The sequence below is a fragment of the Pseudoxanthomonas sp. UC19_8 genome (assembly GCF_042700505.1).
Classification (GTDB): Bacteria; Pseudomonadota; Gammaproteobacteria; order Xanthomonadales; family Xanthomonadaceae; genus Pseudoxanthomonas_A; species Pseudoxanthomonas_A winnipegensis.
This window is the reverse complement of record NZ_CP170559.1, coordinates 2,923,493-2,949,288: the sequence shown is the minus strand read 5'-3', so window position 1 is coordinate 2,949,288 and position 25,796 is coordinate 2,923,493. Positions and strand designations below refer to the sequence as shown.

The window sequence follows — 25,796 nt, the reverse complement described above, 5'->3', positions numbered from 1 at the left end:
GGGGAGCTCGAAGTCGCGGCTAGCGACGGAGTTCGCTGCGCGAAAGGGGAGGGGCGTGAGCTGCTTTTTGTCTGTTGAGTGGCGCGCGCTTCTGCCCCCTCCCTTTGGCCGAAGGCCAAGGGGAGCTCGAAGTCGCGGCTAGCGACTGAGGGGGAGGGGTGCTTTTCGCGATGACGGCAAAGGCAAAAGCCCCCCCCTCCCGACCTCCCCCTTCGCTGCGCGAAAGGGGAGGGGCGTTAACTGCACCTTGTCTCTTGGGTGCGGTGCTTCTGCTCCCTTCCTTTGGCCGCAAGGCCAAGGGGGAGCGCGAAGTCGGCTAGCGACTGAGGGAGGCTTTCAGGCTTGGGCGAGGGCCTGGTCGGCGTCGGCCAGGGCGCGCCAGCGCGGCAGTTCGTGCAGCTTGCGCACGCGACGCAGGTAGTCGGTGTCGACTTCGCTGCCATCGATCAGCGCGGCCGCCACGTGCACGGCGCCGGCGACCCAGAACAGCGTGCCGGCGCGCGCCGGCTGCTGGTGCCAGGCGACCGCTTCGATCATCGGCGCGGGCAGGCCCCACAGGCCGAGCAGGTAGGCGCCGGCGACGCTGTGCGGCAGCAGGGTCGGGCCGTCCGGCTCGTGCAGTTCCAGCGGCGGCAGCAACCTGCCGACCTGGGACAGCAGGCCGGCGGTGGCGGCCACGCCGGTGCCGGCCTCGGGCAGCAGCTGGTCGGCCAGGCGCGAGATGCGCAGCGCGCGCTCGCGCACCTCGTCCACGCCGGGGCCGGAGGAGAACACCTCGCTGGCCAGCACCAGCCGGCGCAGCGCGTCCTGGCCCAGGCGCACCACCGCCATGCGCAGGTCGCTGATCTCGCGCCCGCCGGAGTAGTAGGCCGAGTTGCTCAAGCGCAGCACGCGCGCGGCCAGCGCCGGGTCCTGCGTGACCACGTCCACCAGATCGGCGGCCTGGGTGCAGTCGTTGCGCAGCAGGCGGCTCAGGGTGAGGTATTGCTTGGGCGCGGCCGGCAGCGGGCCGGCCTGCTCGATGGCCTGCTTGAGCCGCGCATCGTCCAGCAGCGAGCGCAGTTCGACGATGTCGTCGATGGCATCGATCAGGGCGACCGGATCGAAGGGCTCGGGCAGCACGCGGTGGGCCACGTCCAGCGCCTGCATCATCTCCTCGCCCTGCGGATCGGGCACCAGCACCACGCGCGCGGCCAGCGGGAAGCGCTCGCGCAGCTCGTGCATCATCAGGTTGCAGCGGTTCCAGCCGGTGCCGGAGAAGCACACCAGCGCGTCGGGCGCCAGCGCGTCCAGATGCGGGGTGGGACCATCGCCCAGCTGCAGCCAGCTCACCCCCCAGTCGCGGCCACGCGCGGCCAGGTGGATCTGGAGTTGCGCTGCCTGTTCGCTGGTTTCACCAGCCACGACGATGTGCACGGAGCCCTCAGGAGGTGTTGCGATGCGATGCCCGCATGATAGCAACGCTATTTATCGCAATCGCGGCGTTAGCGCGCCTTTGGTCGGGGACGCGGGCCGGTTCGCTCAGCCTGCCCCGCCCAGCGGGAAGGTCGCGCGCACGCAGGTGCCCTCATCGTCCGAGCTCTCGTGCAGCTGGCCGGCGTGCTGTCCGGCGCGGGCATGCATGCCGCGCCGGCCGAAGCCCGCCGGGCTGCCCACGTCGTAGCCGGTGCCGTCGTCGCGCACGGTCAGCTGCAGCGTGCTGGCGCGGACCAGCAGGCTCACCTGGATCTGCGTGGCGCGGGCGTGGCGCAGGGCGTTGGTCAGCGCCTCCTGGGCGATGCGGTACACGGCCAGCTCCAGTGCGTCGGGCAGGCGTGGCAGCTCGGCCGGGGCCTGCAGGGTGCAGCGCACCGCGCCCGAGGCGTCGTGGCGCTGGCACATCGCCTCCAGCGCGGCGACCAGGCCGGCCTGCTGCAGCAGCGGCGGCTGCAGGGCGTGGGTCATGCCGCGCACGGCCTGCAGGGCCTGGGCCGAGAGCGCGTCGAGATCGCAGGCCAGATCCTGCTGCTGCGGCACGGTCAGGGTGGCGGAGAGTTCGGCCAGGCTCAGGCGCAGGGAGGTGAGCAACTGGCCGAGCTCGTCGTGCAGTTCGCGGGCGATGCGCGCGCGCTCGGCGTCCTGGGCGGCGATCAGCGCGTCGCGGAAGGCGGGGTCGTGGGCCGCGTCATGGGCAGGGTCGGGCATGGGCGCCAGCCTAAAGCGTGCGACGGGCTTCGACGTGAGGATGAGGTCGGCAGGGACGCCTCGAATCGAGCCGCGCGGTACAGCCGCACGCTGGCGCGTCGCGCGCTTGATCTCGAAGTGGATCAGCCGCGCCGGCGTCGGAGCCCACGCGGCTGCAGCTCATTATCGATCGTGCGGGAGGGCGCGGCTGCGCTGGTAGCGGTCCAGCCAGACGTCGAAGTCCACCCGCGGCAGCGCCGGCGAGTACAGATAGCCCTGCACCTCGTTGCAGCCCAGCGCACGCAGGAAGTCGGCCTGGGTGTCGGTCTCCACGCCTTCGGCGGTGACCTGCAGGTCGAAGTTGCGCGCGATCAGCAGGATCGAGCGCACGATCGCCGCATCGCCGCGGTCCTGCATCACATCGCGCACGAAGCCGCGATCGATCTTGACCCGGTCCACGGCCAGGTGATGCAGCGTGGACAGCGAGGCATAGCCGGTGCCGAAGTCGTCGTAGGCCACGCGCAGCCCGCGCCGGCGCAGCTGCTGCAGCGTGGAGGCGGCATTGCCGTCTTCCCGCAGCGCGATGATCTCGGTCAGTTCCAGCTCCAGCCGCGCCGGCGCCAGGCCGCTGCTGGCCAGGGCGTTGTCGACTTCCTTGAGCAGATCCTCGTGGGCGAACTGCACCGGGAACAGGTTCACGCTCACCGCCAGCGGGCGGCCGTCCATCAGCGGCCAGCTCACCGCGTCCTTGCAGGCCTGTTCCAGCACCCACCAGCCCACGGTGGTGGCGATGCCGCTGACCGCCAGGGCTTCGATGAACTCCGCTGGCAACAGCACCCCGCGCTCGGGGTGGCGCCAGCGCAGCAAGGCCTCGGCGCCGGACACGCGGCCGGACTTGAGCTCGATCTGCGGCTGGTAATGCAGTTCGAACTCGCCGTCGCGGTGGGCGCGGCGCAGCTCCAGGTCCAGCCGTCGCCGGTCGATGGCCTCGGTGCGCATGCTCGGTTCGAAGCGCCGCAGCGAGCGGCCGCGGCTGCGCTTGGCGTGGTGCATGGCCAGCTGCGCGCGGGTGACCAGCTCCAGCGCATCGGGCAGCTCGGGCGAATCGTCGACCGCGGCGACCTCGTCGGCCGGCACGGACGGCAGCGCCGGCTCGGCCTCGCCATCCATCGCCACGCCGATGCAGGCATCCAGGTGCACGCGATGCAGATCGACCTCGCACGGCTGGGCCAGGTCCAGCAGCAGCGCGTTGAGCATGGCCTCCATCGGCTTCTGCCGCGCGCTGGGGAAGCACAGCGCGAACTCATCGCCCTCCAGCCGCGCCAGGAAGACATCGTCGGGCAGCCGCGCGAACAGGCGCGCGGCCACCACCTGCAGCACGGTGTCGGCGGTGGCGTGGCCCAGGGTCACGATGATCGAGCGGAAGTTGTCCAGGCCCAGCACCGCCACCGCCGTGGGAATGCCTTGGTTGCGGCGTTCGTCCAGCGCGACCAGCAGGCCGTTGCGCGTGGGCAGGCCGGTGACCGGATCCTCTTCGGTGCGCGCGCGCTCGCGCGCGGGATCGTCGAGCAGGGCATCGACGTAGCCGGCGATCGGATCGTCGGAGGGCGAGCGGTTCACGCGGCCTGGCTCCGTGTGGCGGACAGCGGCGGCTGGGCCTGCAGCCAGGCCAGCGCCTGGCGGTAGGCGTCGGCGCCCGGGCCGGTCATGGGCGCGGCCGAGGCCAGCGCGCGCGCATCGCGCAGGCGCGCATCCATCGGGATGGCCTGCGGCCACACGCGGCCGGTGTGCAGGTCGTGCAGCAGCTCCAGGCTCTGCGTGCCCAGGGTGGTGCGGCTGTCGTACAGCGTGGGCAGCACGAAGCGCGGCAGCGGCCGGCGACGCGAGGTCTCGACCATCTCGGCGGTATGCAGCATGTCGGTCAGGCCGTGCAGGGCCAACGGATCGGTCTGGGTGGGAACGATCAGCGCGTCGGCGGCGGCCAGGGCGTTGACCATCAACAGGCCCAGCGTGGGCGGGCAGTCCAGCAGGACCTCATCGTAGAGGTCGGCCACGCCGGACAGGGCACGCTGCAGCGCCATGCCCAGGCCCGGCTGGCTGGCGCTGCGGCGCTCCAGCGTGGCCAGCGCCGGCTGCGCGGCGAGCAGGCGCAGACCCTCGATGGGCGTGGTGCGCGCCAGCGTATCCGCGCCGGGCGCGCCGTGGGCGAACAGCTCGTGCGTGCCGCTGGGCACCGGATGGCGCGGCACGTTGAACGCCCGCGTCATCGAGGCATGCGGGTCCATGTCCACGATCAGCACCTGGCGGCCGGCCTGCGCCAGGCAGCGCGCCAGGCACAGCGTGGTCGTGGTCTTGCCCACGCCGCCTTTCTGGTTGGCGATCGCCCAGGTCTTCATCAACCGGCGGCCTCCACGTTGGCGGGCAGCGGGGTGACGGCCACCGGCGTGGACGGCTGCGGCTGGAGCGTGTCGGGGCTGACCGAGTCCGGGCCTCGCGGGCGGCCGCCGTTGGGCGTGGCCAGGATCACCAGCACCACGCGGCGGTTGGCGTTGCGGCCCTGTGCGGTGGCGTTGTCGGCGACCGGCTGGAACTGCCCGTAGCCCACCACCGCCAGCCGCGCCGGCGACACGCCGGTCTGGGTCAGCACGTGGACCACGCTGGCCGCGCGCGCGGCCGACAGCTCCCAGTTGGAGGCGAACTGCGCCGTGGCGATGGGCTGATCGTCGGTATAGCCCTCCACGCGCACCGCGTTGGGCACGTCGCGCAGCACCTCGGCCACGCGCTGCACGGTCGAGGCGGCCACCGGGCTGGGCGTGGCCACGCCGCTGGGGAACAGGATGTCGCTCTGGATCTCCACTTCCAGATAGTTCTCGCCGCGGCGCACGGTGACCTGGTGCTTGGCCACCAGGTCGGAGAGCACGGCCTGGATGTTCTCGCCGACCGCGCCCAGTTGGCCGCCGCCGATGCCCGGGCCCTGGCTGGCGGTGGCGTCGAACGCGGTGGGCGTCATGCCGACGGTGGACTGGCCATAGCGCGGCGCGTCCAGCGCCTGACGCATCTTGGCCTGCATCAGCTGGCTGGCCGGAGCCGGGCCGATGCGCGCGGCCGAGGTCGCCAGCGAGGGACGGTCGAAGGAGGAGCCCAGCAGCTGGTGCTTGCCCAGCTGCACCGGCGAGACCGAGCGCGGCGGGCCGCCGAACTCGGCGTTGAGCGCGTCGGACACCGCGCGGAACTTGCCCTCGTTGACCGAGGAGATCGCGTACATCACCACGAAGAAGGCCAGCAGCAACGTCATGAGGTCGCCCATGGGGATCGCCCAGGCCTCATGGTTGACGTGGTCTTCGTGCTGGTGCTTGCGCGCCATGGGGGGAGGTCGTCCTTGTGTTCTAGTGCGCCACGTAGACCGACAGTCGGGATTCGATGTTGCGCGGGTTTTCGCCCTGCGCGATGGCGATCAGGCCCTCGAGGATCATCTCACGGGATTCGTTCTGTTCGGCGATCAGCGCCTTGAGCTTGGCCGCCACCGGCAAGAACATCAGATTGGCCATGCCGATGCCGTAGATGGTGGCGGTGAACGCCGCGCCGATGCCGTGGCCCAGCTTGGACGGGTCGGCCAGGTTCTTCATCACCGCGATCAGGCCCAGCACCGCGCCGATGATGCCCAGCGTGGGCGCGTAGATGCCCATGCCCTCGAACACCTTGGCCGCGGCGGTGTCGCGGGTCTGCTGGTGGTGCATGTCGGTCTCCAGCACGTTGCGGATCGACTCGGGCTCGATGCCGTCGACCACCATCTGCAGGCCCTTCTTGATGAAGGCGTCGTCCTGCTCCTTGACCTGCGCCTCCAGGCCGAGCAGGCCCTGCTTGCGCGCGGTGTTGGACCACTCGACGATCTTGGCCAGCACGCCGGCGCGGTCCTGCGCGGGCGGCATGAACACCCATTTGACCAGCTTGAAGGCCAGCAGGAAGGTGGACATATGGGTCTGCAGCATGATCGAGGCGAAGGTGCCGATGACCACGATCACGAACGCGGCCGGCGACCACAGGCTTTCGATGCCGGCGCCCTTGAGCACGCTGCCGAGCAGCAGCGCGACCAGCGCGAGAATGGCACCAACGAGGCTGAGCTTGTCCATGATCTGTATGACGGCCGCGCGCCGGATTCCTGAAGAGAGGTTTTTCGCACGCGGCGCGACAGGCCGGATGAGGCGCGCGCGATGCGCGCGCCTCATGCACCTGGGATGCGTTGCGGCTGACCCTGTGTTGCAAGATACGCGCCAGGCTCATGGCGCGGCTCCGCGATGGATCACTGTCGCGGCGTGATGCAGTGCGCGGTTTCTCGATGTGGCTGGAATCCGTGCCGTCCCTTTGCGCAGCGAGGGGAGTTGGGAGGCGGGGATCTTCAGGCTCCCCGCGAAGAGCACCCCTCCCCCTCAGTCGCTAGCCGCGACTTCGAGCTCCCCTTGGCCTGCGGCCAATGGGAGGGGGCAGACCGCGCGCGGCCTTTCAAATGGCTGAGGCTATCGCTGCCGCGAAAGGCAGGAGCCGGCTTCGGGCTTTGCTGGGAGCGCCTTGCTGTCGTGGGAGCAACTGTCTCTCAAATCTAGCGGCCGCCCGTCTGTAGAGCGGAGCTCGCTCCGCTGCTCTTGGTTCGGTTCGTGGGGAAAGCCCCAGCGGAGCAAGCTCCGCTCTACAAGTGGGAGCCGCCGTGGCGGGTCCCACCAGGCGATCGGCCCCTCCCCTTTCGCGTAGCGAAGGGGGAGGTTGGGAGGGGGTGCTCTTCAGCTCTCTAGCTCTTCAGCTTTGAGCTTTTCAGCTTCTAGCTCTTCGGCTTTCAGCTGCCCGCCAAACAGATACCCTCAGTCGATCTCCGCCGGCTCGCGCTTCCATTCGCCCAGGCGGGCGCGCAGGCGGATCACGGCCTGGCCGTGGATCTGGCAGACGCGCGATTCGCTGACCGACAGCACCGCGCCGATCTCGCGCAGGTTGAGCTCCTGCTCGTAGTACAGCGAGAGCACCATCGCCTCGCGCTCGGGCAGGCCGGCGATGGCCTCGGCCAGGGCATCGCGGAAGGCGGTCTGCTCGAACGCCCGCGCCGGGGTGGCGCTGTCGGCGCCGGCCAGGCGCGCCTCGCCGTCGTGTTCGGCGATGTGCGCGTCCAGGCTGGTGAGCTGGCCGCGGGCGGCGTCCTCGACCAGGTGGTGGTACTCGTCCAGCGGAATCTGCATGACCGCCGCCACCTGCGCGGCGGTGGCGGCGCGGCCGGTGGCCTGCTCGACCTGGCGCACGGCGGACACCATCTCGCGGTAGCTGCGGTGCACCGAGCGCGGGGTCCAGTCGCCACGGCGCATCTCGTCGATCATCGCCCCGCGGATGCGGATGGAGGCGTAGGTCTCGAAGGTGGCGCCCTGGTCGTTCTGGTAGTTCCGGGCCGCGTCGATCAGGCCCAGCATGCCGGCCTGGATCAGGTCGTCGATCTCCACGCTGGCCGGCAGGCGCGCGGCCAGGTGGTGGGCGATGCGGCGCACCAGTTCGCCGTGGCGCTCGACGATCTCGGCGGGCGAGCCCTGCTGGTGGGCGCGGTAGTGGGCGGCGGCCATGAGGTTCATGCCGGGTTCCCTTGGACGGACTGGCCGACCAGGCGTTCGAGGAAGAATTCGACATGGCCGCGCGGGGCGGTGGGCTGCTGCCACTGGCGCGCGCGGCGGGCCAAGTCGCGGAAGGCGATGGCCGAGGGCGCCGAGGGGAAGGCGTCCACGACGGCCTCCTGGCGCTGCACCGCGCGGCGCAGCCATTCATCGCGCGGCACCGCGCCGAGATAGTTCAGGGTGATGTCCAGGAAGCGGCCGACCACGCGTTCGAGCTTGGCGAACAGCGCCGGGCCCTCGGTCGCATCGCCGACCTGATTGGCCAGCACGTGCACCCGGCGCACGCCGCGGTCGCGGCCCAGCACCTTGATCAGCGCGTAGGCATCGGTCATCGAGGCCGGTTCGTCGCAAACCACCACCACCACGTCGTGCGCGGCCTGGCAGAAGGTCAGCACGCCATCGGCGATGCCGGCGGCGTTGTCGATCACCATCACGTCCAGCGGCACGTCCAGCTCGGAGAAGGCGTGGATCAGGCCGGTGTGCTCGGCCGGCGTCAGCTGGGCCATGTGCTGCTTGCCCGAGGCGGCCGGCACCACCAGCAGGCCACCCGGGCCTTCCAGCAGCGTGTCGGCCAGCGTGCACTTGCCGGCGAACACATCGGCCAGCGTGAAGCGCGGGGACAGGCCCAGCATCACATCGGCGTTGGCCAAGCCCAGGTCGGTATCCAGCAGCAGCGTGCGCTGGCCGGCGTTGACCATGGCCGCGGCCAGGTTGATCGAGGTCGTGGTCTTGCCCACGCCGCCCTTGCCGCTGGCCACGGCGATGACGCGGGGAATGCGCGGGGCGCGGGGATCAGGCGACTGCATGGCGGGTCTCGATGCCGTGGGTGGCCACATCGCTGCTGCGGCGCGCGCTTTCCATCGCCTCGGGCGATGGCCAGGGCGTCGGCGGCGTCGATGTCACTGTCGATGCGCTGGCCGTTGGTGGTGTAGGCGATGGGCATGGCGGTGCGCGCGGCCACCGACAGGGCGCTGCCCAGGTAGCCGGTCTCGTCCAGCTTGGTCAGGATCAGGCCTTCCGGCGCGGCCGGGCGGTAGCGGCGGATGACCTCGCCCATGTCCTGGGCGTGGCCGTTGGCCGGCAGCACCAGCAGGCTGCGCACCTTGGTGGTCGCGCGCAGCCACAGGATCTGGTTGAACAGCGCGCGGTCGGTCGGCGCGTAGCCGGTGGTGTCCACCAGCACCAGCGGATAGTCGGCCAGCTGCTCCAGCGCCAGCTGCAGGCCACCGATGCCGCGCGCCTCGCACACGGTGATGCCGAGCTTGCGGCCGTAGGCCTGCAGCTGTTCGTGGGCGCCGGGGCGCTCGCAGTCGGTGGTGATCAGGGCCACGTCACGGGCGCGGTGGCGGGCGGCGAAGCGCGCGGCCAGCTTGGCCGCGGTGGTGGTCTTGCCGGCGCCGGTGGGGCCGACCAGGGCGATCACGCCGCCCTCGTCGATGGTCTCGCTGGCGCAGATGCTGAGGCTGTCGGCCAGTTCGGCCAGCATCGCCGCGCTGACCTCGGCCAGCGGCAGGGACGGGTCCACGCGCAGGGCCACGGCCTGGGCCAGGGCCTGCTCGCAGCCGTAGCCGGTCAGGGCGTCGAAGGCGGCCGCGCGCGCTGGCGAGCCGCGCAGGCGTTCGAGCGAGAGCTGCTCCATCTGCGCCTCCATCAGTGCGCGCATGCGGGCCATCTCCTCGCGCATGGCGACGATGGCCGGGTCGGTCTCGATGCCGGGCACCAGCGCCAGGGCGGGGCGGGCGGTTTCGGTCGGGGCTTCGATGATCGGGGCGGCGGCCTCGGCCGCCGGCGCTGCGGTGATCGGCTGCGCGGGGCGGGTCATGTCCAGGGTGACGGTGGCCTGGGCCTCGCTTTCGGCAAGGCGCGCGCGCAGGGCGGCGGCGAAATCCTGCACGTCGACCTGGGCGGCGGCTTCGGGTGCGGCGACGTGGGCCTGGGCGGGCTCGGCGGCCGGCGCCGGTTCGGCGGGCTGGCCGAGCAGGCGCGCGCGGGCGCGTGCCAGCAGCGAGTCGGCGCCATGCGTTGCGGGGCGGGCCTTGTCCATGACCGCGGCGAAGGCGGCGGCCGGATCGGGCTGCGCGCTCGGCGGCGGCGGCGCGGCGATCGGCTGGGCGGCGGCGACCGGCTGCGCCGGGATTCCGACGGATGCCGGGATCCCGGCGGGCAGCTGCTGCTGGGCCAGCGCCGACAGCGCGGCCGGGCTGGCATCGGCCGGGTCGGCGCCCGCCGCGCGCATGGCGCGGGCCAGCGCGGCCTGGTCGTACTCGGTGGCCGAGACCACTTCGATGCCGCCGGCCACCGGCCGGCTGGACAGGATCACCGCGTCCGGCCCCTGCGCGTCGCGGATCATCCGCAGCGCGGTGCGCATGTCGCTGGCAACGAAACTCTTGATGTTCATCGGGCGGTGGTCTCCTGCGCTGCCGGCCCTCCGGCATCACGCTTGGTTGGACTCATGCAGGAGTTGTGCCGCGGGTGGGGCCGGGAATGGGGAATGGGGAATGGGGAATGGGGAATGGGGAATGGGGAATGGGGAATGGGGAATGGGGAATGGGGAATGGGGAATGGGATAAAAGCCTTGCGCTTGGCGGCGGAGGCTTTGCTCACGCCCTGCTAGGCAAGAAGCAGGTCACGAGCTCGTCAACGATTCCCGATTCCCGATTCCCCATTCCCGGCTTCAACCCACCGCCCCCACCAGCCTCAACCGCTTGTCCTCCGGCACTTCCGAATAGGCCAGCACCGACAGCGAAGGCACGCTGTGGCGGACCAGGCGGGCGATGGCGGCGCGCACGTTGCCGGGGACCAGCAGCACGGCCGGTTCGCCCTTGCTCTCCTGCTGGGTCACGCACTGGCTCAGGTTCTGGTGGATGCGCTCGGCCAGGCCGGGTTCCAGGGCGCCGCCCTGGCCGCTGACCGAGTCCTGCATCACCCGCTCCAGTTGCGGGGCCAGGGTGAACACCGGCAGTTCGTCGGCCATGCCGTTGAGTTCCTGCACGATGAAGCGGCCCAGCGCCACGCGCACTGCGGCGGTCAGCTGCGCCGGATCCTGGGTGTGGACGGCGTGCTCGAGCAGGGTCTCGACGATCTGGCGGATCTGGCGCAGCGGCACCTTGTCGGCCAGCAGGGACTGCAGCACCTTGGCCACCACCGACAGCGGCAGCAGCTTGGGCGTGAGGTCCTCGACCAGCTTGGCGTTGCCGCCGCGGCCCAGCGTGGCCAGCAGCTGCTGCACCTCTTCCAGGCCCAGCAGTTCGGCGGCGCGCTCGCGGATCAGGTGCGACAGGTGCGTGGCCACCACGGTGGCCGCGTCGACCACGGTATAGCCCAGCGATTCGGCATGCGCGCGCTGGGCGGGCAGGATCCAGGTCGAATCCAGGCCGAAGGCCGGGTCCTTGCCGGGGATGCCGTCCAGCGCGCCGAACACGCGGCCCGGGTCCAGCGCCAGCTCGCGGTCGGGATGGATGTCGCCGGTGGCCAGCGGCACGCCGTGGACCAGCACGCGGTACTGGCCCGGGGCCAGCTCCAGGTTGTCGCGCACGTGCACGGCGGGAATCAGGAAGCCCAGGTCCTGGGTCAGCTTGCGGCGCACGCCCTTCAGGCGCGCCAGCAGTTCGCCGCCCTGGTTCTTGTCCACCAGCGCGATCAGCTTGTAGCCCACTTCCAGGGCCAGCGGCTCGACCGGGCGGATCTCGTCCCAGCTCAGCTCGGCATTGCCAGCCGGCGTGCTGGCGGCGGCCGCCGCGGCCGCGGCGTCTTCATGCGGCGCGGCCAGGCGCCGCTTGTGCAGCTGCCAGGCCGCATAGCCCAGCACCGCCGCCAGGATCAGGAACGGCACGTTGGGCATGCCCGGGATGATGCCGATCAGGCCCAGCAGCAGCGCGGCGATGGTCAGCGCGCGCTGATGGCCGAAGACCTGCTTGGACACCGTCGCGCCCATGTCCTGCTCGCCGGTGGAGCGGGTCACCAGCATCGCCACGGCGGTGGCGATCAGCAGCGCCGGCAGCTGGGCGACCAGGCCGTCGCCGATGGCCAGCAGGGTGTAGGTGCGCAGCGCGTCGGCGAAGGACATGTCGTGCTGGAGCACGCCGATCAGCAGGCCGCCGACGATGTTGATCGCCAGGATCAGGATGCCGGCGATGGCGTCGCCGCGCACGAACTTGCTGGCGCCGTCCATCGAGCCGTAGAAGTCGGCCTCCTCGCGCACTTCCTGGCGGCGGGCCTTGGCCTCCTCGCGGGTCAGCAGGCCGGCGTTGAGGTCGGCGTCGATGGCCATCTGCTTGCCGGGCAGGGCGTCGAGGATGAAGCGCGCCGACACCTCGGAGATGCGCCCGGCGCCCTTGGTCACCACCACGAAGTTGACGATGGTCAGGATCGCGAACACCACGATGCCCACCGCGAAGCTGCCGCCGATCACGAACTGGCCGAAGGACTCGATCACATGGCCGGCCGCGCCCGGGCCCTTGTGGCCGTGCAGCAGCACCACGCGGGTGGAGGCGACGTTCAGCGCCAGGCGCAGCAGGGTGACCAGCAGCAGTACGCTGGGGAAGATCGAGAACTCCAGCGGGCGGCGCACGTAGACCACCGCCAGCAGCACCACCAGCGACAGGGCGATGTTGATGGTGAACAGCCCGTCCAGCACGAACGGCGCCAGCGGCACGATGACCATGGCCAGCATGGCCACCACCACCAGCGGCGCGGCCGCGCCCGAGCGCACCGCGCCCATCAGCCCATCGACGGAGAACCGACCTTGCTGCGCACTCACGGTGACGGTTCCTTGGCGATGGCCTCGGCGGCATGGGGGTCGTAATCCACCGCGCCCTCGGGGCCGGCGTCGAGCGGCGCCAGCGCCGGCATCGGGCCACGGCCCGGCGCCCAGGCGCGCAGCTGGTAGACGTAAGACAGCACTTGGGCAACGGCGGCGTAGAGCTTCACCGGGATTTCCTGATCGACCTGGGCCTGTCTGTACAAGGCGCGTGCCAGCGGCGGCGCCTCGACCACGGCGATGCGGTGGGCCTGGGCCAGTTCGCGGATGGCCAGGGCGGTCTCGTCCACGCCCTTGGCCACCACCACCGGCGCGCGCATGCCGGCGTCGGCCTTGTATTTGAGCGCCACCGCGTAGTGGGTGGGGTTCATCAGGATCACATCGGCGGTGGGCACCGCCTCCATCATCCGGCGCTTGGACATCTGCATGGCGACCTGGCGCACGCGCGCCTTGACCTCCTGGTTGCCCTCGGCCTCCTTGAACTCGTCCTTGATCTCCTGCTTGGTCATCTTCAGCCGCGCGCGGTGCTGGTAGTGCTGCCAGGGCACGTCCAGCAGGGCCAGCGCGCCCAGCGCGCCGATCATCGCCAGCAAAGTGGACATGGCCATCTGCACGCCGCCGGCCACCGACTGCTCCAGCGAGGCCTGCGGCATGCCCAGCAGCGCCTTGAAGGCGCGGTAGACCATCCAGGTGCCGATGCCGCCGATCAGGCCCACGCGCAGCAGCGAGCGCAGCAGCTCGGCCAGGCTCTCCTTGCCCCACATGCGGCCGAGGCCGGTCATCGGATTGAGCCGGCTGAAATCCGGCTTGAGCGCCTGGCTGGTGAAACGCAGGCTGCCCATGATCGCCGGTGCGATCAGGCAGGCCGCCAGCGCGGCGGCCAGCAGCGGCAGCATCGGCTTGAACAGCGCCACGGCCAGCGCGGCGGCGTGCGGCAGCAGGCGCTCGGGCGCGTCGAGCATGGCCCGGTCCAGTTGCAGCGCGCCGCGCATCCAGTCGCGGCTGACCGCGCCGATGTGGCCGGCGCTGGCTTTGAGCGCGATGACCGCACAGCCCAGCACCGCCACGTTGGCCAGCTCGCGCGAGCGTGGCACGTTGCCCTTCTCGCGGGCCTCGCGCAGGCGTTTTTCGGTGGGTAATTCGGTGCGGTCTTCCTGGTCTTCGCTCATCGTCCTGCGCTCCTGGTCAGCCCGTGATCGCGCGGGCGGCGGCGAAGGCCTGGTCGAACAGCGCCTGCACCGGGGCCTGCAGCTGGCGTGCCAGCAGCATCAGCAGCACCAGGCCGACCAGCAGCGAGACCGGCAGGCCGATCTGCATGGGGTTGAGCTGCTGGGCGGCGCGCGAGAGCACGCCGAAGGCGATGTTCACCGCCAGCAGCGCCATGATCACCGGCAGCGCCAGCAGCACCCCGGCGCGCAGCGCGGCGCCGAAGAAGTCCGGCACCGCCGACAGCACCGCATGCGGATCGGGCAGGGCCGCGCCGATGGGCAGGCTGGCATAGCTGCCGGCCAGCAGGTTGATCAGCGCCAGGTGCCCGTCGAAGCTGAAGAACAGCAGCGAGAACACCAGGAAGAACCACTGCGAGAGCACCGGCGAGGACGCGCCGGACAGCGGGTCGGCCATGGTCGCAAACGACAGGCCCATGCCCTGAGACACCAGTTCGCCGGCCAGCTGCCCGGCCTCGAAGGCCAGGCGCAGCACCAGGCCGATGGCGAGGCCCACGGTGAACTCGCGCAGCACGCCCAGCACCGTGGCCGAATCGATCGCCAGCGGCGGCGCGGCGGGGAGCACGGTGGACAGCGTGGCCGACAGCGCCACCACCAGGATCAGGCGCACCCGCGCCGGCAGCGTGCGCCCGCCGATCACCGGCAGCACCTGGAACGCCGCGCCGATGCGCAGCCCATGCCACAGCACCGTGGCCAGCAGGCCGAACAGGTCCACGCCGGTGGATGTGGTCAGGGTGACGGCATCCATCGTCGCGCGCCTTGAGGCTTCAGCCGATCAGCTGCGGGATGCGGTGGAACAGGTCGATGGTGAAGGCGGTCAGGCGCCCCAGCAGGAAGTTGCCGGCGATCGCCAGCGTGGCCACCAGCGCCAGCGCCTTGACCACGAAGGCGATGGTGGCCTCGTTGATCTGCGTGGCCGCCTGCACGATGCCCACCACCACGCCGACTACCAGCACCATCAGCAGCGGCGGCGCGCCCAGGACCAGGGCGATTTCCAGGCCGCGGGAGATTTCGGTGAGGGCGGTTTCGGGGGTCATGGCCGTATCGGGCGAAGCGCGTCGGGCGCCGGGTTTCCGGCGAATGCCGGCAAGGCTGCAAGGCGCGTGCCTGGAGGGGAGGCTTTGCCATTTTCGCAAAGCGAAGGGGAGCTCGACATCGCGGCTAGCGGGAGGGGGCGCGCTTCGCAGGGACCCGTCAGAAGAGCCGGAGCTCGAACTCCAGAACGAAGGCGAGCTGGAGACCAATGGCCCTAAACAGCCAGATGGATCGCAGCTCGCTAGCCAACCAACCCCATCAAAACGGATTGAAGCTCGACGCCAGCGATCCCACCACCAGCACCCAGCCGTCGACCAGCACGAACAGCAGGATCTTGAACGGGGCGGAGATCAGCATCGGCGAGAGCATCATCATGCCCATCGACATCAAGACGCTGGCCACCACCAGGTCGATGATCACGAACGGGATGTAGATCAGGAAGGCGATCTCGAACGCGGTTTTCAGCTCGCTGGTCAGGAACGAAGCGGCCAGCACGCCGAACGGCACGTCCTGCGGGTTGGCGTACGGCCCGGTGTGCGAGAGGTTGGCGAAGGTCATCAGGTCGTTCTGCCGCACCTGGGCCAGCATGAAGCCGCGGAACGGTTCGATCGCCGCGCTCCAGGCCGACTTGAAGTCCATCGTCTTGTCCAGGTACGGCGCGATGCCGTGGGTCCAGGACGCGTCGAACACCGGCGTCATGATCATGAAGGTCAGGAACAGCGCCAGCGCCAGCAATACCTGGTTGGACGGCGTCTGGCCAGTGCCCAGTGCCTGGCGCAGCAGGCCCAGCACGATGATCACGCGGGTGAAGGCGGTCATGCCCAGCAGCGCCGCCGGCAGCAGCGTGATGCTGGTCATCAGCAGCAGCACCTGCAGCGGCATGCTGACCTTCTCGCCGCCGACCTGGCCGACGTTGACCTGCGGCAGCGGCTGGCCGGCCAGGTCGGTGACGCTGGGCAGGTTGTTCTGCGGCGCACCGGCGGCCTGCGCCGGGGCGGCCGGGGGAGCGGCCTGCTGGGCCAGGGCGCTGCCGGCCAGGGCCAGGCCAAGGCCGAGCAGCAGCACCGCCAGCAGCGGCATCAGGCGCGAACGCGACAGGCTCATGATTTCTTACCGAAGTGCTGCGCCAGCACCTGGGCGAAGGCAGGCGGCGCTTTGTGTTGGGGAAGCGGCAGCGGGGTGTCGAGCTGGTGCAGCACGCGCGTGCCGCCGGCGCCGGTGCCCAGCACCAGCTGGGTGTCGCCAACCGCCACGACCACCACGCGCTCGCGCGGGCTCAGCGACAGCGAACCGACCACCTTCAGCGCCGGATTGCTGGCGCCGCCGATGCCGGGCATGCGCTTGGCCAGCCAGCCCAGCAGCAGGATCAGGCCGACCACCAGCACCAGGGCGAGCACCGCGCCGCCGATGCTGCCGGCTCCGGTCCCGCTGGCCGGGGCGCCGACCGGCGCGCCGAGCTGGGTGGTGGTGGCCTGCGCGGCCGGACGGCCCGGCACGGTGAACTGTTTGGCCGGCTGCGCCGTGGACGCGGCTGCGGCCTCGGCCTCGACATTGGTCGGCAGCGCGGCGGCGGACGCCTGATCGGTCGTCGCCGGCGCGGCGGAGGCCGGGACGCCGGTGGCCGCGGCCGGTGCCGTGCTCGCCGGCGCATGGCCGTCGCTCTGCGGACTGGCGGTGGCGGTGGCCGGCAGCGTGTCGGCGGGGGCGACGACCGCGTCCGGCGCCGCCCGCGACGCCGATGCGGACGCCGCCGTGTTCACTTGAGCCTCTTGATGCGTTCGGCCGGGCTGACCACGTCGGTCAGGCGCACGCCGAAGCGGTCGTTGACCACCACCACCTCGCCCTGGGCGATGAGCGTGCCGTTGACGTAGACGTCCATCGGCTCGCCGGCGGCGCGTTCGAGCTCGACCACCGAACCGGCGGTGAGCTGCAGCAGGTTGCGGATCGGGATGCGGGTGCGGCCGACTTCCAGCGACAGCTGCACCGGCACGTCCAGGATGACGTCCAGGTTCAGATCGCCCGCCACAGCGCCGGGTTCGGCGGTGAGGGAATCGAAGGCGGCGGGCGCGGCGGGATCGGTGCTCATAGGAAGTCGGACTCGGGGGAATCGTTGGAGGAGGGCACGCGCGGGAACTGCACCTGCGTGACCTTGAAGGCGTTGAAGCCGTTGTGGACGCCGAACTCGCCGGCGAACATCGGCGTGCGCTCGACTTCCAGATGCACGGGGCGTGCCAGCTCGATGGGGATGATGTCGCCCACGCGCAGGCGCGAGAGATCGCGCAGGCTGATCTGGCGGTGGGCGATGGACAGGCTCAGCTCCAGGTCGGCGTCCTGCAGGCCGGCGCGCAGCGCGCGCGACCAGCCGGCGTCGGCCTCGGCCTTGGGCCGCTTGCTCGAGACCTCCAGCTGTTCGCGCACCGGCTCGAGCATCTTGTAGGGCATGGCCAGGTGCAGATCGCCGCCGCCGCCCTCCAGCGCCACCGAGAAGCGGCTGACCGCGATGTAGTCGCGGCCGTCCATCAGGTCGGCGGTGGCCAGGTTGGGATCGGGCGGCAGCACCGACAGCGCCACCGGCGCCAGCGGCGTCCAGGCCTCGGCCAGGTCGGCCAGGGTCTGCTTGAGCATCAGCTGGATCACGCGCTGCTCGGTCGGGGTGAACTCGCGGTTGTCGATGCGCGTGGGCAGGCGCCCGGCGCCGCCGAAGAAGTTCTCCACGGTGCTGAAGACCAGGCGCGGTTCGTACACCACCAGCGCGGTGCCCTTGAGCGGGGCCATGTGCACGCGGGTGACGCTGGCCGGCATCGGCAGCGCATTGGCGTACTCATCGAAGCGCAGCACGTCGGTGCCGCGGTAGGTCAGCTCCGGCGCGCGGCGCAGCAGGTTGAACAGCCCGGTCCTGAAGTTGCGCACGAAGCGCTCGTTGAGCGCGTCCAGCCCGGGCAGGCGGTTGCGGATCGCGCGGCCGGCCTGCTTGAAGTCGTACAGGCGCACCTCGCCGGGCGCGGCGGCCTGGCCGGTGCCGACCGCGCCGCTGTCCACGCCGTACAGCAGCGCGTCGATCTCGTCCTGGGACAGCAGTTCGTTGCTCATCACTGCACGACCAGGCTGGTGAACAGGACCGCTTCGGGCTTGTTGGGACCGCCTTCGCCCGCCAGGACCTTCTTGACCTCGACCAGGGCGGCTTCCTGCAGGCGCTCCTTGCCGCTGCGCTGGGCCAGGCCGGCGGCGGTCTGCTGGCCGAACAGCAGCAGCAGGCGGTTGCGGATCGCCGGCGCCTGGTCCTGCAGCGCCTTGAGCGTTTCCGGATCGCGCGTCATCACCTGCACGTCGGCCTGCAGATAGCGCGTGGCGTCGGTATCGGCCAGATTGACCACGAAGGCCGGGTCCAGCGCGAAGTAGGTCGCGCCGGCCTTGGCCTTGGCGCTCGCGCCGTGTTCGCCCGCCGGCGCGCCTTCCGCTGCGGCGTGGCCGCCGCCGGCGCGCTGCTGGATGAACCAGCCGCCCGCCATGCCGCCGCCGAGCAGCACCACGGCGCCGAGGATCAGGGGCAGCTTGCTCTTCTTCTTGGGCGCATCGGCCGCTGCTGCGGGTTTGGAAGCCACGGGAACCACTCCGGTATCGACGAAAGGGGAGACTGCCCCGCGTGATGCAAGCGGCGTGCCGTGCGTCCGATGCCTGGGTGAGCCCGCGGGGAACGTCCGATGCGCCTTGTTGGCGGCGGAATTCCGTCGCGGCCATGGGCTTACGCTCAACGATCCACCGGCGCCGAGGCGCCTTGCGCCCCCAGGAAACGTCTACCGTCGTTCCCGCGAAGGCGGGAACCCATGGACGTTGCTCGACCTGCACGGACGTCCCTGGATCCCCGCGTTCGCGGGGATGACGGGCTTTGAGTTCATCGCGCGGAGTGGGATTGGCTTTCGGCGAGCAGGTGGCTTCAAGGCGCACGCCGCACCTAGCAGCTAGCCTCCCTATCGTCACCACTAGCAAAACCTCCCTGCCGTCGTTCCCGCGAAGGCGGGAACCCAGTGGCTTTACACGCGAAGGGTCAAGGCGCTGGCCTCCCGTCTCGACGGGAGCCGCGGCTGTCCTCTGCCGGCGTCATGGTGATGAGAGCGCGCAGCGATCAGGCGTACTCGTCGAGCAGGCCGCGGCTACGTACAGTCACAGGGGCGACCGAGGCCTGCGCGGTCGCGCGCCCATTGCCGAACGCATCGCTACCGAAGGACTGCCCCTGCGAGCGCGGTGCGGCGCCCTGATCCTGCTGCTGGCCGGACTGCTGGCGCTGGCCGATGTCGGCGTTGCCCAGCTGCAGGCCCTGCTGGCCGAGCAGGTCGCGCAGGCGCGGCAGGCTGGCTTCCAGGGCCTGGCGCACATCGGCGTTGGCGCTGTGGAAGGCGGCATTGACCTGGGTGCCGTCCAGCTGGATGCGCACGTCGATCGGGCCGCCGTGCTCCGGGTTGAGGCGGATCTCGGCGTGGCCCAGCTTCTGCTCGGCCATCCACGCGATGCGCGTACCGAAGCTGTCGTCGAAGCCCTCGTCCAGCTGCGCCGGCATGCTCATCGGCGTGGCGGTCACGGCATTGGCGGTGAGCGGGCGGTCCAGGCTCGGCGTGCCCTGGACCAGGCCGCCGAAGCTCAGCGCGTCGGACCTGTCGTCCTTGCTGTCCGGCAGCGCGAAGCCGTTGGCGCCCTCGCGCTCCAGCGCGGCGCCGACCGCCAGCTTCAGCGCGTCGGCCGGCGCGGCAGTGGCGGTGGCCTTGGGATCGAGCAGGGCCGCCAGCGCACCGGTCGAGACGCGGCCTGGCGACTGCTGCAGGGCGCCGGCGGCATTGCCGGCGATCAGCGCGGCGGTCGCGCCATTGGTGGCGCTGCTGGCACTGCGATCCGCCGTCGGCAGCGTCGCTGCGTCGGTCAGCGGCTGGGCCGGCGCGGTGAACGCGACGCCGGTGGCGAGCGATGGCTGGGCGTCGCCGGTGGGCGCGGGCGCAGGAGCGGTCGCAGCCGCAGCGGACGCAGCGTTGGCGCCGACGGCATTGCCGGCGAGCAGCGCCGGATTCACGGCCTTGGCCGCGCCGGTGACGCTGGCGTCCGCCGCCGGCAGCGTGGACGCGTTGGCCGCCGGCGTGACCGGCGCGGTGATGGCCAGGCTGCCCGCCAGCAGGGCGAGCAGCTGCTGCGGATCGCTCGACGACACGGGCGCGGCCTGGGTGTCGTCCTTGCTGGTGGTCGCGGACGTGGTCAGCGCCGCCGGGACGCTGTCTGCGATCTGGGGCGTCAGCGCGGCCTGCATAGACTGCGTGGCATCGGGGACGGCCGCTTCGGGGTCCGCGCCGCGGCGCATCTGGTGCGCCGCGGCCGCAAGCCCGGCGGTGCCGGCATTGGCGGCAGGCAGCGGAAGCGTGGCATTGGATGGGCTGGGCTGCATGGTGTCGCTCCCGCCGGCAGGCGGCGTGGCGCTGCCCGCCGCCGGCGCGGCAGCGGCGCTGGCGTTGGCGGGCTGCGAAGAGGTGGCATTGGCGGGGGCGCTCTGCGCCGCAGCGCTGGCACCGGCCGCCGGCGTGGCGCTTCCGGTCGCCGCAGTGGCCGCGCTGGCGGCGAAGTCGGCATAGCTGCGGCCGTCGCCGGCCGTCGCCGTCGAGGCGGCCGGTGCGGCCGACGCACCCGGCGAGGCCAGGCCCGGGCCGCTCAAGAACGCTGCGCCCCCGGCGATCACGCGCCTTCTCCTTCGGCCTGCAGCGCGGCGGCCCGCGCGGCGACGCCGCGGTTGCCGATCTCGTCCAGCTCGCGCTGGGCCTTGGACTGCTGCACCTGCGCCTCCTGGGCGCGGTAGCTGTCGGCGAGTTTCTCCAGCACCAGGGTCTCGCGGCTGGCCAGCAGCAGACGCGCGCGTTCGACGTCGGTGACCTGCTGGCTCTGGCTGACGATGCCGGCCTGCTGCACGACCGCGGCATTGAGCCGTTCGCGGAAGGCGACGCGGTTGACCAGCAGCGCCGGCGACATGGTGGCGTTGGCCGGCGAGGCGGCGTACTCCTCGGCGTAGCGGCGCAGCGCGTCCAGGCGCTCCTGTTGTTCGTGCACGACGCGCTCGCGCTCGGCCACCGCGCGGGCGGCGTCGTCCTGGCGCTGCTGGGTCACCTTGATCAGCGGTTCGAGGCGTTGTGAGCGCATGGGGGCGTTCTCTTACGTGGATTGCGAGGGGGGAGCAGCGGTTACTGCTTGAGCGGGAAGGGCTGGCCGGGCGTGTCGTCCAGCAGGCGATGCAGCGACTGGCGGCTGGCCTGCACGTCGGAGGCTTCGCGCACGTCCTGGCCGAGGAAGTTCTGGATCGCCGGCCAGCGCGCCATCGCCTCGTCGACGTTGGGATCGCTGCCGCGCTGGTAGGCGCCGATGGCGATCAGGTCGCGCTGCGCCGAGTAGGCGGCCATCAGGCGCTTGAGCTTGCGGATGTGCTCGCGCCACGGCGCGTCGGTGATGTCCTGCATCACGCGGCTGACCGACTGCTCGATGTCGACGGCCGGGTACTGGCCGGCGTCGGCGATGCGGCGGGTCAGCACGATGTGGCCGTCCAGGATCGCGCGCGAGGCATCGGCGATCGGCTCCTGCTGGTCGTCGCCCTCGGTCAGCACGGTGTAGAAGGCGGTGATCGAGCCGCGCCCGTCGGCGCCCATGCCGGCGCGCTCGACCAGCGCGGGCAGCTTGGCGAACACGCTGGGCGGATAGCCGCGCGTGGTCGGCGGCTCGCCCACCGACAGGCCGATCTCGCGCTGGGCCTGGGCGAAGCGGGTCAGCGAATCCATCAGCAGCAGCACGTGCAGGCCCTGGTCGCGATACCACTCGGCGATCGCCGTGGCACGCAACGCGCCGTGCAGGCGCGCCAGCGGCGGTCGGTCGGCCGGCGCGGCGACCACGACCGCGCGGCGCAGGCCTTCCTCACCGAGGGTGGCCTCGACGAAATCGCGCACTTCGCGGCCGCGTTCGCCGATCAGGCCCACGACGATGACATCGGCCGAGGTGTAGCGGGTCATCATGCCCAGCAGCGTCGACTTGCCCACGCCCGAGCCCGCGAACAGGCCCACGCGCTGGCCGCGGCCGATGGGCAGCATGGCGTTGATGGCGCGCACGCCGACATCGAGCGATTCGACGATCGGCTGGCGCGAGAGCGGATTGATCGGCACGCCGGCCAGGGCGACGTAGCCTTCGGCGCGGATCGGGCCCTTGCCGTCCAGCGGCGCGCCGTCGTTGTCGATCACCCGGCCCAGCAGGCCTTCGCCCACCGCGACCTCGCCCTTGGTGCGGGTGGCGATGACGCGCGCATTGGGCAGCAGGCCCTGCAGGTCGCCGGTCGGCATCAGGAAGGTGCGCTCGCCGGAGAAGCCGACCACCTCGGCATCGACCCAGCGCCCGCCCGAGGTGGCCACGCGGCAGCGCGAGCCCATCGGCGCGCTGCAGCCGGAGGCTTCCAGGGTCAGGCCCACCGCGCGGCGCAGCACGCCCTCGCGCACCAGGCCCATCGATTCGTTGGCCGGATCGGCCTGGCGCAGCCGCTGCGCCAGGCGCAGATTGCGGGCGCCTTGCAGGCCATCGGTCACGGCGTCGTGGGGCAGGGCGTTCATGGCGCGGGCGCATGTCCTTCGCCGGAAGCCAGGGTGGCCTCCAGCACCGATTGCAGCCGTGCATGAAGCGTGCCGTCGATGCGCACGCCCTCGCTGTTGAGGCGCAGCTCGCCGCGGCCCAGGCCGGCATCGGCGGTCAGGCGCACGCCGCTCAGGCCCGCCAGATGCGGGGCCAGCACGCCGAAGTCGTCCGGGTGCAGGCGCAGTTCCAGTTCGCGGCTGCCGCTGCCGACCGCGTCGATCGCCTCGCGCACCAGGTCGGCCAGCAGGCTGGGATCGGCGGCATAGGCGCGGCCGACCAGCACGCCGGCGATGCGCGTGGCCAGGTCGGCCAGCGCGTCGGCCACCTCGCCATCCAGGCGCGCCAGCGGCCGGGTGAAGCCGTCCAGCACGGCCTGGATCTGTTCGATGCGGCGCTGGATCTCGGCCTGGCCCGCGGCCAGCCCCGCCGCGTAGCCGGCGGCGTGGCCTTCGGCCTGGGCGTCGCTGCGGATCTGGTCGATCTGCGCGGCGGTCGGCGGCTTGGGCAGTTCGGGCGCATCGCGGCGCGGGCCCAGGCCCGGGGCCGTCCAGCGCACCGCGTCGGCGGCCGGGGCGAAGGCGTCGATCACACCAGCGCCTCGCTGCGGGTGCTGATGGAGATGTCACCGGCCTCGGCCATCTTGCGCACCTGGTCCAGGATGTCCTTCTGCGCGGCCTCCACTTCGGCCAGGCGCACCGGGCCGCGGGCCTCCATGTCGTCGAGCAGGATCTCGGCGGCGCGCTGGGACATGTTCTTGGTGATCTTCTCGCGCACGCGCACATCGGCGCCGCGCATGGCCAGGGCCAGCTTGTCGGTGGAGACCTCGCGCAGGATCGCCTGCATGGTGCGGTCGTCCAGATTGGCCAGGTTGTCGAACACGAACATCAGATCGCGGATCTCGGTGCCCAGCCCGTCGTCGACCGCGGCGATGGCCTTGAGCAGAGACTCGTCCTGGCCGGCCTCGACGAAGTTGAGGATGTTGGCGGCCACCTTGGCCCCGCCGATGGCCGAGGGCTTGCCCTGGCTGCCGCTGAACTGGCGCGCCATGACATCGTTGAGTTCGGCCAGCGCATGCGGCGGGATACCGTCCAGCGTGGCGATGCGCACCAGCAGATCGCCGTGCAGCTCGGCCGGGATGTGCTTGAGCACCTCGGCGGCCTGGTCGCCTTCCAGATGCGCCATGACGATGGCGATGATCTGCGGGTGCTCGTTGCGCACCAGCTGGGCGATGGCCTTGGGCTCCATCCACTTCAGCGCTTCCAGGCCCGGCGTGTTGCGCCCGGACAGGATGCGGTCGATCAGGCCGCTGGCGCGCTCCTCGCCCAGGGCCTGCATCAGCACCGCGCGCACGTACTCGTCGGCGCCGTCGCCGATCTTGGCCGGCTGCTCCAGGGTGTCGACGAACCGGGCGATCACCTGCTGCACCAGCGAATGCGGGATATCGCCGACGCTGGCCATGGCCACGCCGAGCTTCTGCACTTCCTTGGCCTCCATGTGCTTGAGCACCTCGGCGGCCTGGGCCTCGCCCAGCGACAGCAGCACCACGGCCGCGCGCTGGGTGCCGGTCAGCGGCGCATCCTGATCAGCCATCGGAGTTCACCATCTCGCGCACGACCTGGGCCACGCGCTTGGGATCGGTGCTGGCCACCTCGCGTGCGGTCTGCAGCTTCTGCTCGAAGCCCGGCCCCGGCGGCAGTACCGGCTTGGGCGAATAGGCCGGCGAGAGCTTCACCGGCACCTCGTCGTCGTCGACCATCTCGGCGGTGACCGTGGGCATGACCTGGCCGCCAACGCCGGCGGGCACCAGCGCATTGCCGACGGCCACACGCGGGGACAGCATCGCGCGGAAGGCCGGGCGCAGCACGAAGAAGATCAGCCCCAGCACCGCCAGCCCGCCCAGCACCATGCGCGCGATGTTGAGCGCACGCGGGTCCTGCCACAGCGGCAGCGCGTCCTGCGGCGTCTCCACCGCGGCCGGGGCGAACGGGGCGTTGACCACCGAGACCACGTCGCCGCGCTGCTGGTCGTAGCCGATGGCCTGCTGCACCAGCGTCTCGATGCGCTTGAGTTCGCCGTCGTTGAGCGCGCGGGTGGCGGCCGGCTTGCCGGCGCTGGCGCTGCCGGCCGGCACGTTGTCCACCAGCACCGCGGCGGTGACGCGGCGGATGCGCGGGGTCGCCTGGCGGGTGTGGGTCAGGGTGCGGTCGATCTCGTAGTTGCGCACCGTGCTGCGCGTGCCCTGGTTGTTGCCCGCATTGGCATTGGCCTGCTGCGGCGCGGCGCCGTTGGCCGGGTTGGCGCCGTTGGCGGGCGCGGCCGTATTGTTGGCGTTGGGCGTGTTGCTGGCGCTGCCCGGGACGCCCTGGGCATTGGCGTTGGAGGCCGACAGGTTGCCCGACTCGCTCAGCTGCTCGCTGCGCACGATCGCCGGCTGCGGGCCGTAGGTCTCGCTGGCCTGCTCGGTCTGGGCGAAGTCCATGTCCACGCTGACCTTGGCGCTGACCCGGCCCGGGCCGGTCATCGGCGCCAGCAGTTCCTCGATGCGCTGGACGTACAGGGCTTCCTGGCGACGCTGCTGTTCGAACTGCTTGGCGTTGACCGCCTCGGCGCTGTCCGGATCGTCCTGCGAGAGCAGGCGGCCGAACTGGTCGACCACGGTCACGTGCTCGGGCGACAGGTCGGGCACCGACGAGGCGACCAGGCGCTCGATCGCGTCGATCTGGTTCTGCTCCAGGGTCTGTCCGGCGCCCAGCTGCAGCACCACCGAGGCGCTGGCCGGCTCGTTCTGGCGGGTGAAGGCCGAGGGCTTGGGCATGGCCAGGTGCACGCGCGCCTCGCGCACCGGGCGCAGCTGGGCGATGGTGCGGGCCAGCTCGATCTCCATGGCGTGCTGGTAGCGCGCGTTCTCCACGAACTGGCTGGTGCCGAAGCCCTGGTCGCCCTGCAGCGACTCGAACCCGGCCGGACCGCTGCTGGTGATGCCGGCGCTGGCCATGGTCATGCGCGCCGCGCCGGCCTGGTCGGCCGGCACGGTCAGCGCGCCGGTGGCCGCGTCGAGCTTGAACGGGATCTGCGCGCCGCGCAGCGCCTCGGAGGCCTGCGCGGTGGACTTGGCGTCCAGCCCGGCCTGCACGGCCACGTAATCCGGCTTCTGCGTCCAGAAGAACAGCCACAGCCCCAGCGCGATGGCCGCCGCGGCCAGGATGAACACCGCCAGCTGGCGGACCACCGGAATGTCCTGGAAGCGACCGAGGTCGCGCAGCGCATTGGCGGCTTTGGGAAGGGCGGTGGCGCTCATGGGTGTCTGGGGCCGCAGGTCAGGAGTCGAAGGTCAGA

At 71.4% G+C, this 25,796-nt stretch carries 23 protein-coding genes and 1 pseudogene; all 24 read right to left on the bottom strand.

The annotated features are described in order from the left end of the window. Nucleotides 1–336 precede the first annotated feature (336 nt). A complete protein-coding gene (locus tag ACFJIT_RS13020) occupies nucleotides 337–1,416 on the bottom strand; it encodes an HDOD domain-containing protein (RefSeq protein ID WP_379653834.1) in 1,080 nt (359 codons plus the stop codon). A 105-nt stretch (nucleotides 1,417–1,521) separates the two neighbouring features. Next, the gene (locus ACFJIT_RS13015) at nucleotides 1,522–2,184 is read right to left on the bottom strand and encodes a sensor histidine kinase (protein WP_286576633.1); all 663 of its coding nucleotides are present in this window, start codon (nucleotides 2,182–2,184) and stop codon (nucleotides 1,522–1,524) included. 162 nt (nucleotides 2,185–2,346) lie between these two features. After that, complete coding sequence (locus ACFJIT_RS13010; RefSeq protein ID WP_337054212.1) at nucleotides 2,347–3,783, bottom strand: bifunctional diguanylate cyclase/phosphodiesterase; 1,437 nt, start codon at nucleotides 3,781–3,783, stop codon at nucleotides 2,347–2,349. Further along, a complete protein-coding gene (locus ACFJIT_RS13005; protein WP_130515529.1) occupies nucleotides 3,780–4,559 on the bottom strand; it encodes a ParA family protein in 780 nt (259 codons plus the stop codon). The genes ACFJIT_RS13010 and ACFJIT_RS13005 overlap by 4 nt, the downstream gene beginning before the upstream one ends. After that, nucleotides 4,559–5,527: a flagellar motor protein MotD gene (gene motD, locus ACFJIT_RS13000; protein WP_130515531.1), complete on the bottom strand. Its 969-nt coding sequence runs from the start codon at nucleotides 5,525–5,527 to the stop codon at nucleotides 4,559–4,561. The genes ACFJIT_RS13005 and motD overlap by 1 nt, the downstream gene beginning before the upstream one ends. 22 nt (nucleotides 5,528–5,549) lie before the next feature. Next, nucleotides 5,550–6,293, bottom strand: coding sequence for a flagellar motor protein (locus ACFJIT_RS12995; protein ID WP_130515533.1), 744 nt, complete (start codon nucleotides 6,291–6,293; stop codon nucleotides 5,550–5,552). Between the two features lie 723 nt (nucleotides 6,294–7,016). Next, nucleotides 7,017–7,766 carry an RNA polymerase sigma factor FliA gene (locus ACFJIT_RS12990; protein WP_379653833.1) on the bottom strand — a complete coding sequence of 250 codons (750 nt, stop codon included), beginning with the start codon at nucleotides 7,764–7,766 and terminating at the stop codon, nucleotides 7,017–7,019. After that, the gene (locus ACFJIT_RS12985) at nucleotides 7,763–8,611 is read right to left on the bottom strand and encodes a MinD/ParA family protein (RefSeq protein WP_379653832.1); all 849 of its coding nucleotides are present in this window, start codon (nucleotides 8,609–8,611) and stop codon (nucleotides 7,763–7,765) included. Before ACFJIT_RS12985 ends, ACFJIT_RS12990 begins: the two co-directional genes overlap by 4 nt. Nucleotides 8,612–8,688: 77 nt before the next feature. Beyond that, a pseudogene (gene flhF / locus ACFJIT_RS12980) lies at nucleotides 8,689–10,203 on the bottom strand (flagellar biosynthesis protein FlhF); the annotation flags it as partial. Nucleotides 10,204–10,479: 276 nt separating this feature from the next. Continuing rightward, nucleotides 10,480–12,525 (bottom strand): flagellar biosynthesis protein FlhA, encoded by a 2,046-nt coding sequence (flhA, locus tag ACFJIT_RS12975; protein WP_379655778.1) that lies wholly within the window; start codon nucleotides 12,523–12,525, stop codon nucleotides 10,480–10,482. 35 nt (nucleotides 12,526–12,560) lie between these two features. Then, nucleotides 12,561–13,733, bottom strand: coding sequence for a flagellar biosynthesis protein FlhB (flhB, locus tag ACFJIT_RS12970; RefSeq protein ID WP_379653831.1), 1,173 nt, complete (start codon nucleotides 13,731–13,733; stop codon nucleotides 12,561–12,563). A gap of 16 nt (nucleotides 13,734–13,749) precedes the next feature. Continuing rightward, the gene (fliR, locus tag ACFJIT_RS12965) at nucleotides 13,750–14,538 is read right to left on the bottom strand and encodes a flagellar biosynthetic protein FliR (protein ID WP_130523210.1); all 789 of its coding nucleotides are present in this window, start codon (nucleotides 14,536–14,538) and stop codon (nucleotides 13,750–13,752) included. A 19-nt stretch (nucleotides 14,539–14,557) separates the two neighbouring features. Beyond that, entirely contained in the window at nucleotides 14,558–14,827 is a 270-nt protein-coding gene (locus tag ACFJIT_RS12960) for a flagellar biosynthetic protein FliQ (RefSeq protein WP_130515545.1), read from the bottom strand. A 256-nt stretch (nucleotides 14,828–15,083) separates the two neighbouring features. Continuing rightward, a complete protein-coding gene (gene fliP / locus ACFJIT_RS12955) occupies nucleotides 15,084–15,929 on the bottom strand; it encodes a flagellar type III secretion system pore protein FliP (protein WP_379653830.1) in 846 nt (281 codons plus the stop codon). Further along, nucleotides 15,926–16,321, bottom strand: a complete 396-nt coding sequence (gene fliO / locus ACFJIT_RS12950) for a flagellar biosynthetic protein FliO (RefSeq protein WP_379655777.1) — start codon at nucleotides 16,319–16,321, stop codon at nucleotides 15,926–15,928. The genes fliP and fliO overlap by 4 nt, the downstream gene beginning before the upstream one ends. Nucleotides 16,322–16,581: 260 nt before the next feature. Continuing rightward, nucleotides 16,582–16,911 (bottom strand): flagellar motor switch protein FliN, encoded by a 330-nt coding sequence (fliN, locus tag ACFJIT_RS12945; RefSeq protein ID WP_130515551.1) that lies wholly within the window; start codon nucleotides 16,909–16,911, stop codon nucleotides 16,582–16,584. Next, entirely contained in the window at nucleotides 16,908–17,918 is a 1,011-nt protein-coding gene (fliM, locus tag ACFJIT_RS12940) for a flagellar motor switch protein FliM (protein WP_379653829.1), read from the bottom strand. Before fliM ends, fliN begins: the two co-directional genes overlap by 4 nt. Continuing rightward, on the bottom strand, nucleotides 17,915–18,427 hold the full coding sequence (gene fliL / locus ACFJIT_RS12935) for a flagellar basal body-associated protein FliL (RefSeq protein WP_130523213.1): 513 nt from the start codon (nucleotides 18,425–18,427) through the stop codon (nucleotides 17,915–17,917). The genes fliM and fliL overlap by 4 nt, the downstream gene beginning before the upstream one ends. A 521-nt stretch (nucleotides 18,428–18,948) precedes the next feature. Continuing rightward, a complete protein-coding gene (locus ACFJIT_RS12930) occupies nucleotides 18,949–20,538 on the bottom strand; it encodes a flagellar hook-length control protein FliK (protein WP_379653828.1) in 1,590 nt (529 codons plus the stop codon). Continuing rightward, nucleotides 20,535–20,993, bottom strand: a complete 459-nt coding sequence (gene fliJ, locus ACFJIT_RS12925) for a flagellar export protein FliJ (protein ID WP_130515559.1) — start codon at nucleotides 20,991–20,993, stop codon at nucleotides 20,535–20,537. The genes ACFJIT_RS12930 and fliJ overlap by 4 nt, the downstream gene beginning before the upstream one ends. Before the next feature lie 41 nt (nucleotides 20,994–21,034). Next, nucleotides 21,035–22,438, bottom strand: a complete 1,404-nt coding sequence (fliI, locus tag ACFJIT_RS12920) for a flagellar protein export ATPase FliI (RefSeq protein ID WP_379653827.1) — start codon at nucleotides 22,436–22,438, stop codon at nucleotides 21,035–21,037. Next, nucleotides 22,435–23,046 (bottom strand): FliH/SctL family protein, encoded by a 612-nt coding sequence (locus ACFJIT_RS12915; protein ID WP_379655776.1) that lies wholly within the window; start codon nucleotides 23,044–23,046, stop codon nucleotides 22,435–22,437. The genes fliI and ACFJIT_RS12915 overlap by 4 nt, the downstream gene beginning before the upstream one ends. Next, nucleotides 23,046–24,029, bottom strand: coding sequence for a flagellar motor switch protein FliG (fliG, locus tag ACFJIT_RS12910; RefSeq protein ID WP_165394586.1), 984 nt, complete (start codon nucleotides 24,027–24,029; stop codon nucleotides 23,046–23,048). The genes ACFJIT_RS12915 and fliG overlap by 1 nt, the downstream gene beginning before the upstream one ends. 13 nt (nucleotides 24,030–24,042) lie before the next feature. Beyond that, nucleotides 24,043–25,758, bottom strand: coding sequence for a flagellar basal-body MS-ring/collar protein FliF (fliF, locus tag ACFJIT_RS12905; protein ID WP_379653826.1), 1,716 nt, complete (start codon nucleotides 25,756–25,758; stop codon nucleotides 24,043–24,045). Between the last annotated feature and the right edge of the window lie 38 nt (nucleotides 25,759–25,796).